Genomic DNA, 12,023 nt, shown 5'->3' on the forward strand with positions numbered 1-12,023 from the left:
GATCGGGGAAAAGGGTTTGCAGCACAAAAGCGACGTCATCGTCATCGGCGCCGGAGCCGCCGGCATGATGGCGGCCATTCGCGCGGGCAAACGCGGCCGCTCGGTCGTGGTCATCGACCATGCGAAGGCGCCTGGCGAGAAGATCCGCATATCGGGCGGCGGTCGCTGCAATTTCACCAATATCCATGCCGAACCGAAGAGTTTCCTGTCTGCCAATCCGCATTTCTGCAAGTCGGCGCTCGCCCGTTTCACGCCCGCCGATTTCATCGCCATGGTCGACCGGCACGGCATTGCCTGGCATGAAAAGACGCTCGGCCAGCTTTTCTGCGACGATAGCGCCAAGGACATCATCCGCATGCTGCTGGACGAGATGCGCGCGGTCGGCGCGGGCCTGCATCTCGGCACCGAAATATCAGGCGTCGAAAGGAGCGAGACAGGCTTCCACGTCTCCACGGGGGAGGGCTTCTATGAGGCATCCTCACTGATCGTTGCAACCGGCGGCAAATCGATCCCGAAGATGGGCGCCACCGGCTTTGCCTACCGCCTTGCCGAGCAGTTCGGCCTGGCCGTGCTCGAAACCCGCCCGGGTCTCGTGCCGCTGACGCTCGATCCCGGCCTGCTCGCAAGCATTGCGCCGCTGGCCGGCATTTCGGCCCCCGCCGAAATCCGCCATGGCCGCACCGCTTTCCGCGAAGCGCTGCTGTTCACCCATCGGGGCTTAAGCGGCCCCGCCATCCTGCAGATTTCCTCCTACTGGCGGGAGGGGAATGAAATCGTCGTCGTGGTTGAACCGGATATCGACATATCAGCGCATTTGAAGACGGCAAAGCAGCTGAATGGCCGCCAGTCGGCCCAGACGGCTCTCGGCGAGATCCTGCCGAAGCGGCTGGCGCAGTTTCTCGTCGAGCGCGAAAAGATCGCCGGCAATATGGCCGATCTGCCCGACAAGGCGCTGCAGCGGCTGGCCGCCGGCGCCCAGAACTGGATCATCAAACCGTCCGGTTCGGAAGGCTACCGCACTGCCGAGGTGACGCTCGGCGGCATCGACACGGCGGCGCTCGATTCCCGCAGCATGGAAACAAAGACCGTTCCCGGTCTTTATTTCGTCGGGGAATGCGTCGACGTCACCGGCTGGCTCGGCGGCTATAATTTCCAATGGGCCTGGGCTTCCGGCTTTGCCGCCGGCGAATGCGCATAGAAATATCCGGTATAACGATTCAAGACTTCTTAAGAGGGGTGCGCCATCCTGTCTCAATTGCCGGCTCACAGAGCTTTTCCCAAATTAAGCTTTACCGGCAGGCCTTTTTGTTGGACTGTTGTGTCATAAGAGTGAGGTTTCGAGCATGAACAGAAACGCACGACGCGCCCGCGCCATTGCAATCGCCCAGGCAAAACCCGATGCCCGCATCGCCACCCTGCGATACATGATGCTCGCAGCCGGCGCGACCGCCGCCAGCCTGGCGCTGCTGCTCGCCCACCTCATCTGACCCGGCCCGCGCGTCTGAAAGCAAACCTGCCGGCTCCCGATCGCGCCACTGCGGCCGCGCGGCGCATAATTTGCAATTGTTTCACCGCCTTGGCTTACGTCACCATTACCGCTTATCTGAAAATTAATATCTAATCTGACACTATTGCCCGCGATTATTTGGGCGTTTCCAACTCTGCTTGGACATGAACCGGCAATGACTGCCGCCTGGCCTCCAGGTCCCCCGATGGAAATAGAATAGTTCGATGTGCACTCGGCTGGCGCGCCTTATGGCTGCCCGCGGGAGGAGTAGTGTATGAAAGGCCCGGAACGCCATGTTGATTGACAAGATTCTTTCCCGTTTCAGGATCAAGACCAAGGTTCTGATCTTCGTTCTGCCCTTTGTCGTCACCATTTCGGCGGTGGGCTTGACCGGCCTTTACGCATCCGGGCTTCTCCAGGGCCGCATGGAAATATCCAACAGCGTGTTGCAGTCGCTGAGCGGGTTCAAGGATCTCTACGGTTCGATGGACGATTTCCTGCGCGTCACCAGCCCCGAGGCGCGCGACAAGCTGCTGTCGGATCTGAAGACCCAGCAGGGCGTGCTCGACCAGACGCTGGATCAGGTCGGAGAAGAGGCCGCCGGCCGCGACAGTCTTGCCGAGGCATCGCGCCGCACCAAGGATATTTCGAGCGTCGTCGACAAGCTCTGGGGGCTACACGAGCAGGAGCAGAAGCTGCACGAGCAGATCGACGCGGCGCAGAAGAGCCTAATCAGCACCCGCTTCACGGTCTCCTATCAGGCCGATGAACTGCAGACCGCGCTTCAACGCGACGAAGGCGCCGCAACCATCACGCTGCGTACGGCCGACCGCCTGCTGAAGGGCGGCGATTTCCTCGGCAGCGTCGCCAGCGGTTACAGCAAGCCGCAGACGCCTGAGGAAAAGATCGCCTACATCAAGGAACAGCTGCCGGAGATCACCAAATCCCAGCGGCTGATCGCCATTTCGGTCCCCACCAACCAGAAGAATGTCATCGATTCGCTGGCTGCGACCATCGACAGCATCAAAACGATCGCTGAGATGCCCAGCCCGACGGAGGAAAACATCACCGAGCTCGGTCGTCTCGTGTCCCGCTTCCGCCAGACCTCGACCTATACGCAGCTGACCGCGACGCAGAAAATGCGTGAGGCGACGCAGCGCTTCGCCGAACTCGAAGGCCGCATCGCGCAGACCAATTCGGTCCTTCAGGATACGCGGCGTCTCGAAAATTCCGTCTATGCACTGCAGATCGTCCTTTCCGATTTCCTCTCCAATTCAAGCAAGGAAAATCTCGTCCGTCTGCAGCAGCAGACCGGCACGCTCGGCAAGGACATGGAGGTGCTGACCACCAGCGCCAAGGGTATGGGCTTTGCCGAAGGCATATCGGACGCGATCAAGCCGGCGCTCGACGCCATCTCCGGCGGCGGTTCGAAGATTGTCGATACGATCGGCGAGCGCGTGACCGCCTATGCCGCGGCGCGACAGGAACTCGATGGGATCTGGAAGAAGCTCACCGATTTCGCCGAACTGCAGAAGCAGACGGCTGGCACCGAGCGCACCCAGGCAAACAGCATCTCCGTCATGACCACCGGCCTCGGCATCCTTCTGTCGATCCTCGGCGGCATCGCCCTGGTGCTGACGCTGCAGCGGCCGATCAGTCAGATCACCGGCGCCATGCGCCGCATCGCCGAAGGCGCCCTGGATACCAGCATATCGGGCGAGCAGCGCCACGATGAAATCGGCGACATGGCACGGGCGCTCGGCATCTTCAAGGAAAATGCGATCTCGAAGATCCGCATCGAGGAACAGAGCGACGAGGAGCGCGCTGCCGCCGAACACGAGCGCCAGCGCAACGATGCCGAAAAGCGCGAAATGGACCGTCAGATCGAATTCGCGGTCAATGCACTCGCCGCCGGCCTTGAACGCATGTCGCAGGGCGATATCTCGACGACGATCGAAACGCCTTTTATCGGCCGTCTCGAACAGCTGCGTCAAGATTTCAACGGTTCGATGCTGCGCCTGCAGGCGACGATGAGCCAGATCCGCGACAATGTGGAACTGATCCAGGGCAATGGCAACCAGATGGCCCAGTCGGCCGAGGATCTCTCCAAGCGCACGGAACAACAGGCCGCTTCGCTTGAAGAGACCGCGGCTGCCGTCGATCAGATCACCGTCACGGTCCGCTCGTCGGCCGAACGCGCCAAGGATGCCGACCAGATCGTGCGCCAGGCCAAGCGCAGCGCCGACGATTCCGCCGTCGTCGTCAGCAATGCGATTGACGCCATGGGCCGCATCGAGGAAGCCTCGCGCCAGATCGAACAGATTATCGGCGTCATCGATGAGATTGCCTTCCAGACCAATTTGCTGGCGCTCAACGCCGGCATCGAGGCGGCCCGCGCCGGCGAAGCCGGCAAGGGCTTTGCGGTCGTCGCCATGGAAGTCCGTGAACTTGCCCAGCGCTCCGCCGCCGCGGCTCAGGAGATCAAGGGTCTGATCAACAAATCGACCAATGAGGTCAGCTCCGGCTCGCAATTCGTGCAGGAGACCGGCACGGTGCTCGCCAAGATCAGCGCGCAGATCGTCACGATCAGCCAGCATGTCGAGATGATCGCCCGCGCCAGCCACGATCAGTCCAACGCACTGCAGAGCGTCAACTCGACGGTCAATCAGATGGACCAGATGACGCAGAAGAACGCCGCCATGGTCGAGGAGACCACTGCCGCCAGCCGCGAACTGGCCGACGAGGCCGATGCACTGCGCCGCCTCATCCAGCAGTTCAAGATTGACGGCGGGGTGGGTGAAGCGCGCGTCTACCGCGCCGCCTGATCAAGGCTCGATTTCCATTCTTTCGACGGTCCCGGTTTCCGGGGCCGTTTGCATGTTGGCAGGCCCCGATCAGCCGCCTCGGCAGGTCAACGGAATGTCCGAAAACGGGGCGGCTGAATATCAGGCCGATCCAGATTTACGGAAAATTTTCCTTAACGCTTTTCCTCTAATTTAGCCCTCGTTGTGCCGCCGGGGGTTTTGATGCCGCGCCTTTTCTCTGCATCCATCGTCCGCCAGATCGTCGCGATCACGCTGTTTCTGCTGGCGATCAGCACAGCGGCTATTGTCGGCGTGACCTATTACAATCTGAGCCGCCATGTGATGGATGGTGCCGTCTCCGACGCTCGGGACGCCGCCCGCGCCATGGCTGTCCTCTACGGCGCAGCCGATCAGTCTGCGAAGGTCGAAGTCAAGGACAACCAGCTTTCCGCCGTCACCGAAGAGGCCATTCCGGCCCTTGCCGATCATTCGCTGGTCGACCGCACGGCGCAGTCGATTTCCGGCGTTGCGACCATCTTCCAGAAGCAGGGCAGCGACTACGTCCGCATATCCACCAACGTCAAGAAGGAAAACGGCGATCGCGCCGTCGGCACCAAGCTTGCAGCCGAGCACCCGGCCCAGTCGGTTCTTGCCCGGGGCGAGGCCTATTTTGGCCCGGCCGAGCTGTTCGGCCGCAAGTTCATGACCGGTTATTTCCCGATCAAGAACGCATCGAACGCCAATGTCGGCATTCTCTTCATCGGCATTCCGATGGAGTTCTATTATCAGCGCATGAACGAATTGCTGATCCTGGTTCTCGGCATTGGCGCCGTCGTCATGCTGCTCGTCGGCGTTCTCGCCTTCTGTACGATCCGCCTATCGGTAAAGCCTTTGCAGGCGCTGACCGCAAGCGTCCATTCGATCTCTTCGGGCGATCTCGATGGGGCGATCCCCTGTCTCGAGAAGAAGAATGAGTTCGGTGAGATCGGCCGCGCCCTCTCGCTCTTCCGCGACAGCGCTCGCGCCCGGCGCGACCTGGAAACCGAGGCTGCCGAACAGCGGGCCCTCAGCGACGCCGAGCGCGCCCGCAACGATGCCGACAAGCGCTCGCTCGACAGCCAGATCGACTTCGCCGTCAACCAGCTTGCCGCCGGCCTTGGGCGCCTGTCCCAGGGTGATGTCTCGCAAACGATCGGCACACCCTTCGTCGGCCGACTGGAGCAGCTGCGCGTCGATTTCAACGCATCGCTGCTGCGGCTCCAGGATACGCTCTCCGGCATCCGCGACAGCGCCTCGACGATCCAGCGCAACAGCGGCGCCGTGTCCGCCTCTGCCGATGAGCTTTCCAAGCGAACCGAGGCGCAGGCGGCAAATCTCGAGGAAACCGCCGCTGCGGTCGAAGAGATCACCGTCACGGTTCGTTCTTCCGCCGAGCGCGCCCGTGAAGCCAACAATGTCGTCGCCGCGACCAAGAAGACGGCCGACAATTCCGGGACCGTCGTCGGCGATGCCGTCGCTGCCATGCAGCGCATCGAAGGGGCCTCGCAGCGGATCGAACACATCATCGAGGTGATCGACGATATCGCCTTCCAGACCAATCTTCTGGCGCTCAACGCCGGTATCGAGGCGGCACGGGCGGGCGAGGCCGGCAAGGGCTTTGCCGTCGTCGCCCAGGAGGTCCGCGAGCTTGCCCAGCGTTCGGCCGATGCGGCGCGCGAGATCAAGTCGCTGATCGAAACATCCAGCCGGGAAGTGACGGCTGGCTCCGAGCTGGTCCAGAGGACCGGCAGCGTACTTGCCTCCATCAGCCAGGAAATCATTGCGATCAGCGGCCATGTCGAAACCATCGCCACCGCCAGCCGCGACCAGTCGGCGGCGCTGCAGGAGGTCAACGGTTCGGTAAACGCCATGGACCAGATGACCCAGAAGAACGCCTCGATGGTTGCCGAGACGACGCAGGCAAGCCGCCTGCTCGCCGGCGAAGCCGACACGTTGATGGCGCTCATCGAGCGTTTCCGCCTCGGCGCAGAACCGGCGGTCGCTCACCTCGGCGCAAGGAAAGTCGCCTGAGGAACCCGGCCGTGGCGGCCGCAGGATTGCGCCGCAACATTGCGGCGTCTTCCGTTCGATGCAAGACGCCTTAACGTCAGGTCGAGCGAGGTAACCCAGGCCGCGAAGCGGACGATGCTGCTGTCTCCGAACTCGGCATAGAACCGCTCTTCATCCGCCTTGGAGCCGCTTGGCTTGCTGTAACGCCGATATCCGTGGACGCCGGCGATGGTGATCATGTCGAACATGGCGATGTCCTTTCTGTTAGACATCACTTCATTTAGGCGTCAAAATTCTCTTCATAAACAGAGAAAATCCCGCTATGTTTTTCATCAATGAAAAACGCGAATTGGGATTCCTACCAGCTTTTCCTGCAGGTCGCCCGGCTCGGCGGCTTGACCGGAGCGAGTGCTGCCAGCGGGCTCAGTCCCGCGACGGTCGGCCGGCGCATGCTCGATCTCGAACAGGATGTCGGCCGCGCCCTGTTTTCGCGCAGCCAGACCGGTTACCGGCTGACGCAGGATGGCCAGGCGCTGCTCGACCATCTTCAGGAGATGGAAGCCGCCGCCCGCAAGGTGGAGGCCTGGCGGCAATCCGGTGAGGGCGGCACGACCGTCAGGATCACCACCGGCACCTGGCTCGCCTGGCTGCTGACCGAAAATTTCGCCGCGATCCGCATGCCGGGCGATGGCTTCGCCATTGCGCTCTCCATTGGCGAGGCGCGGGCGAGCCTTGCCTATCGTGAGAGCGATATTGGCATTCGTGCCTTCGAGCCGGAGGAGGCCAATCTGGCCGCACGCCTGCTCGGGGAGGTGGCCTATGCTGTCTATGCCAGGCGCAACGCCGCCGAGACCGACGAGCGCTGGATTGCCGTCGGCGAGGAGGAGGCGATATCAGCCTATCTGCGCTGGCCGCACGCCCATGCCGCTGCTAACATCGTCGCCACCGTCAACCGGCCGCGTTCGCTGCCGGACCTGGTGCGCGCCGGCGCCGGCAAGACCGTGCTTCCTTGTTTCGTCGGCGATCTTCATCCGGAATTGCAGCGCCAGGGCGGCGAACTGCCGGAACTGCGTCACCGCCAATGGATCGTCATGAATGCCGAGGATCGCCATCGTCCGGAGATCCGCACGGTCGCCGACCGCATGACCAAGCTCATCCGAAGCTATGCCGATCTCTTCGCCGGCAAGCGCCCGAGCCGCGGTTGAAGTTTACGATGAAGCGCCCGCGCATCTCCGAGACACGCGGGCGTTTCGATGAAGGGCGGCGACCCGAGGTCGCCAGGCTATGCTTGTCAATGCCGGTTGGTGACGACGACCGGAATGAGCAGGTCGCCCCAGTTGCCGTCGCCGCCGTGATGACGGGCCGAGCGCACCAGTTCGACCGAAACGCCGGCCTCGACGGCTTTCATGACCGACTGGTTCAGCCGGTGCAGGTCGTTGGCGAGCATGCGGATCGTCGTCTGCTGATCCTCGCTCATGCTGGTCGTCTGCTCTTCGGCCCGTTCCCGGACGCGTGAAATGGATGCCATGGTCTTGTCCTCCTCTTCGCCTTATTCCGCAGCCGGTTTGAACTGCGCATGTTCGGTTGAATCGTGCATGGCGGTGGTCGACGACCGGCCGCCGGTGATGGCGAGCGACACGGCGTCGAAATAGCCGGTGCCTACCTCGCGCTGATGTTTGGTCGCGGTATAGCCGTAGTCCTCCGCGGCGAATTCCGCCTCCTGCAGCTCGGAATAGGCCGACATCTGCCGCTGCCGATAGCCGCGCGCCAGTTCGTACATGCCGTAGTTCAGCTGGTGGAAGCCGGCGAGCGTGATGAACTGGAACTTGTAGCCCATCGCCCCGAGTTCGCGCTGGAACCTGGCGATCGTCGCCTCCTCGAGGTTCTTCTTCCAATTGAACGAAGGCGAGCAATTATAGGCGAGCAGCTTGCCGGGATGGATATTGTGCACGCCCTCGGCAAAGCGGCGCGCCTGCTCGAGATCCGGTTTGGAAGTCTCGCACCAGATGAGATCGCAATGCGGCGCATAGGCGACGGCCCGGGCGATGCACGGCTCGATGCCGTTCCTGACCTGGTAGAAGCCTTCGACCGTTCGCCCGGCATCGTAATCGACGAAGGGCTGGTCGCGCTCGTCGATGTCGGAGGTCAAGAGCTTTGCCGCTTCCGCGTCGGTGCGGGCGATCACCAGCGTCGCCACGCCCATGACGTCGGCGGCAAGCCGTGCGGCGTCGAGGTTGCGGATATGGGCGGCCGTCGGGATCAGCACCTTGCCGCCGAGATGGCCGCATTTCTTTTCCGAGGCGAGCTGGTCCTCGAAATGGACGCCCGCCGCACCCGCCTCGATATAGGCCTTCATGATCTCGAAGGCGTTGAGCGGCCCACCGAAACCGGCTTCCGCATCGGCGACGATCGGCGCGAACCAGGTCTCGACGGAAAGCCCGTTTCCTTCCGATGTCTCGACCTGATCGGCGCGCTGCAGCGTGCGGTTGATGCGTTTGGCTAGCTCCGGCCCGGCATTGGCGGGATAAAGCGACTGGTCGGGATACATCGCCGATGCCGTATTGGCGTCGGCCGCCACCTGCCAGCCGGAGAGGTAGATCGCCTTCAGCCCGGCGCGAACCATCTGCATGGCCTGGTTGCCGGAGAGCGCGCCGAGCGCATTGACGAAGTCCTCCTGGTGCAGCAGCCGCCACAACCGATCCGCCCCCATTTCGGCCAGCGTGTGGGTCAGCGCCACCGAGCCTCTGAGCCGCTGCACGTCGGCGGCCGAATAGGGCCTTTCGATGCCGTCGAAGCGGCCCGCCGGTGCATTGGGAACAAGCTTGTAAAAATCGGTCATGCTGATCTCCTCACTAAAAACCGATATCAGGGGTGTTGATGACAAGATTGACAACATCGCGCGGAATGGCCAGAAAAACCTTTGATTTCCTGAACAGAAAGAGGTTAAGATGACGAGGATTGACAGAGCGGCGCTGTGAATTTGTAAAATTTTGTAAACGTAGGCGCCGCCTGCTTGTCAAAGGGTGTGACAATGGCGGAACGGAAGATATTCGCAGGCCCGAAATTGCGGCGCATCCGCAATGCGCTGGCGTTGACGCAGACCGCCATGGCCGAGGCGCTGGAGATTTCGCCCTCTTATCTGAACCTTATCGAGCGCAACCAGCGGCCGTTGACGGTGCAGCTGCTCTTGAAGCTCGCGGCAGTCTACCGGGTCGATCTGGAGGAGTTGCGCGGGCAGACCGGCGGCAGCCTCGGCCAGCTCAAGGAGGTCTTTGCCGATCCGCTGCTTGCAGGCGAATTGCCCGGCGACCAGGAACTGGTGGAAGTGGCCGAGGCCGCACCCAATGCCGCGGCCGGCATGATCAAGCTTTATCGCGCCTATCGCGAGCAGGCCGCCCGGCTGTCGGACCTGACGGCGCTGATGGCGGCCGAAGGGCACACACCGATCGCCGCCAGCCGGTTGCCGCTCGACGAGCTGCGCGAGACGCTGGAGCGCAGACCGGCCTATTTCGGCCGGATCGAGACGGCGGCGGAAGCCTTTGCCGCGACGCTTCCCGGCGGCGTCGACCTTGCCGCAGGGCTGAAGGACTGGCTGCGGGCCGAGCGCGGCATTGCGGTGCGCGTCCTACCGGTGCATGTCATGCCGGATCTACGCCGCCGTTTCGACCGGCATTCGATGAGGCTTTTCATTTCCGAGCGCCTGTCGCCGGCCGACCGTGCGCACGAGATCGCTATCGAGACGGCCAACCTCGCTTTGCTGCCGGCTATCGATGCCGAGCTCGACGATCTCTCGCTCTCCTCCGCCGAGGCGCGCCGCATCGCCCGCTTCGAGCTGGCCCGCATCGCGGCCCTGGCGCTCGCCATGCCCTATGAGGCCTTCCTGGCGGCGGCGAAGGCGACGCGCTACGATATCGACATTCTGCGCGCCCGCTTCGGCGTTTCTTTCGGTCATGCGGCGACGCGTCTGACCATGCTGCAGCGGCCGGGGGCGGCAGCCATCCCCTTCTTCATGATGGAGATCGATGCCGCCGGCTACCGGCTGCGGCGAGGCGGCGCCCAGGGCTTTCCGCAGGCCCGCTTCGGCGGCGGCTGTCCGAAGCTCAATATCCACGCCGCCTTCCTGCAGCCCGGTCAGATTCTCGCCGAGACGGTCATCATGCCGGACGGCGCATCCTTCCTGACGGTCGCCCGCACGCTCGAGGGACCGAGCGTCGAATTCGGCGAAAGGGTCAGGCGCACGGCGATGCTGATCGGCTGTGATGCCGCCCTTTCAGACGGCCTGGCCTACGGGCAGATGACGGCGGTCGATCCGGTCACGATCGGCCCGGCCTGTCGCCTCTGCGAGCGGCGCGGCTGCCTCTCCCGCGCCGAGGCGCCGGTGACGAGACCGCTCGGGCTCGACGAGATGGTAGCGGGCCTCAGCGCCTTCGACTTCCAGTGATCGTGAAATGATTGAACGCGCATTTTTTGCGCTTGTGGGGTTAGAAATTCCTTCTTAGTCTGCGGGCAAACCAGAGGGAAAAGAGGTCCGGGAATGCGGACGCTTTGAACAAACAGGAGAAGTCATGAGGTCAACCATCGCAAATGTGACGGCCGCCGCAATCGCCGCGCTCTTTGCCGCCGCTCCGGCGGTTGCGCAGGAGCGCGTCGTCAACGTCTACAACTGGTCGGATTATATCGACGACAGCATCCTTGCCGATTTCACCAAGGAAACCGGCATCAAGGTCGTCTACGACACATTCGATTCGAACGAGACCGTCGAAACCAAGCTGCTCGCCGGCGGCACCGGTTATGATGTTGTCGTTCCCACCGCCGACTTCCTGCAGCGCCAGATCCAGGCCGGCGTCTTCCAGAAGCTCGATAAGTCGAAGCTGCCGAACCTCTCCAACATGTGGGACGTGATCCAGCAGCGCACCGCCGCATACGATCCAGGCAATGAATATGCGGTCGATTACATGTGGGGCACCGACGGAATCGGGTACAACGTCAAGAAGGTTGCCGAGATCCTCGGCCCCGATGCCAAGCCGGGCCTCGAAGTGATCTTCGATCCGAAGGTCGCCGAAAAGTTCAAGGACTGCGGCATCTACGTGCTCGACACGCCGAAGGACGTCATGACCACGGCGCTGAAATATCTCGGCCTCGATCCGAACTCCACCAAGGCCGAAGATTTCAAGAAGGTCGAGGAACTGCTGACGGCGGTCCGCCCCTATATCCGCAAGTTCCATTCCTCCGAATATATCAACGCCCTTGCCAATGGCGACATCTGCATCGCCTTCGGCTATTCCGGCGACATGCTGCAGGCCCGCGACCGCGCCGCCGAAGCCAAGAACGGCGTCGAGGTCAACTATTCGATCCCCGTGCAGGGCGCTCAGATGTGGTTCGATATGATGGCGATCCCCGCCGATGCCAAGCATGTGGCCGAAGCGCATGAGTTCCTGAACTACATGATGAGGCCCGAAGTCATCGCCAAGGCGAGCGACCACACCTTCTATGCCAACGGCAACAAGGCCTCGCAGCAATTCGTCAGCAAGGAGGTGCTCGAAGATCCGGCGGTCTACCCGACGGACGAGGTGATGAAAGGACTCTTCACCGTCAAGCCGTGGGACCCGAAGACCCAGCGCACGGCGACGCGGATCTGGACCAAGGTCGTCACCGGCCAGTAA

General features: G+C 62.5%; 10 protein-coding genes. 7 read left to right on the plus strand and 3 right to left on the minus strand.

Features of this window, described 5'->3' with window-relative positions:
• Positions 1-16 precede the first annotated feature (16 nt).
• The 4 genes from RHE_RS03575 to RHE_RS03585 all read left to right on the plus strand — a co-directional run bounded on the left by RHE_RS03575 (position 17) and on the right by RHE_RS03585 (position 6,381).
• Positions 17-1,198: a BaiN/RdsA family NAD(P)/FAD-dependent oxidoreductase gene (locus tag RHE_RS03575; protein WP_011424071.1), complete on the plus strand. Its 1,182-nt coding sequence runs from the start codon at positions 17-19 to the stop codon at positions 1,196-1,198.
• Between the two features lie 145 nt (positions 1,199-1,343).
• Positions 1,344-1,487: a hypothetical protein gene (locus RHE_RS33385; protein ID WP_020920413.1), complete on the plus strand. Its 144-nt coding sequence runs from the start codon at positions 1,344-1,346 to the stop codon at positions 1,485-1,487.
• A gap of 313 nt (positions 1,488-1,800) precedes the next feature.
• Entirely contained in the window at positions 1,801-4,332 is a 2,532-nt protein-coding gene (locus RHE_RS03580) for a methyl-accepting chemotaxis protein (protein WP_011424072.1), read from the plus strand.
• Positions 4,333-4,533: 201 nt separating this feature from the next.
• Positions 4,534-6,381 (plus strand): methyl-accepting chemotaxis protein, encoded by a 1,848-nt coding sequence (locus RHE_RS03585; protein ID WP_011424073.1) that lies wholly within the window; start codon positions 4,534-4,536, stop codon positions 6,379-6,381.
• Here the strand turns inward: RHE_RS03585 and RHE_RS03590 are convergent.
• Complete coding sequence (locus RHE_RS03590; RefSeq protein ID WP_042119165.1) at positions 6,354-6,608, minus strand: hypothetical protein; 255 nt, start codon at positions 6,606-6,608, stop codon at positions 6,354-6,356. The two genes, RHE_RS03585 and RHE_RS03590, sit on opposite strands and share 28 nt — an antisense overlap.
• A gap of 87 nt (positions 6,609-6,695) precedes the next feature.
• On the opposite strand from RHE_RS03590, the gene RHE_RS03595 reads away from it, so the two are divergent.
• A complete protein-coding gene (locus tag RHE_RS03595; RefSeq protein WP_042117916.1) occupies positions 6,696-7,565 on the plus strand; it encodes a LysR family transcriptional regulator in 870 nt (289 codons plus the stop codon).
• 86 nt (positions 7,566-7,651) lie between these two features.
• Here RHE_RS03595 and RHE_RS03600 read toward each other — a convergent pair whose 3' ends face one another.
• A complete protein-coding gene (locus tag RHE_RS03600) occupies positions 7,652-7,888 on the minus strand; it encodes an SMc00767 family acetate metabolism repressor (protein ID WP_004673767.1) in 237 nt (78 codons plus the stop codon).
• 21 nt (positions 7,889-7,909) lie between these two features.
• Positions 7,910-9,199 carry an isocitrate lyase gene (aceA, locus tag RHE_RS03605; protein WP_011424075.1) on the minus strand — a complete coding sequence of 430 codons (1,290 nt, stop codon included), beginning with the start codon at positions 9,197-9,199 and terminating at the stop codon, positions 7,910-7,912.
• Positions 9,200-9,391: 192 nt separating this feature from the next.
• Between aceA and RHE_RS03610 the strand changes: the two genes are divergently transcribed.
• Positions 9,392-10,801 carry a helix-turn-helix domain-containing protein gene (locus RHE_RS03610; protein WP_011424076.1) on the plus strand — a complete coding sequence of 470 codons (1,410 nt, stop codon included), beginning with the start codon at positions 9,392-9,394 and terminating at the stop codon, positions 10,799-10,801.
• Between the two features lie 124 nt (positions 10,802-10,925).
• Positions 10,926-12,023 carry a polyamine ABC transporter substrate-binding protein gene (locus RHE_RS03615; protein WP_011424077.1) on the plus strand — a complete coding sequence of 366 codons (1,098 nt, stop codon included), beginning with the start codon at positions 10,926-10,928 and terminating at the stop codon, positions 12,021-12,023.

It is taken from the genome of Rhizobium etli CFN 42, assembly GCF_000092045.1.
GTDB classification, from domain to species: Bacteria; Pseudomonadota; Alphaproteobacteria; order Rhizobiales; family Rhizobiaceae; genus Rhizobium; species Rhizobium etli.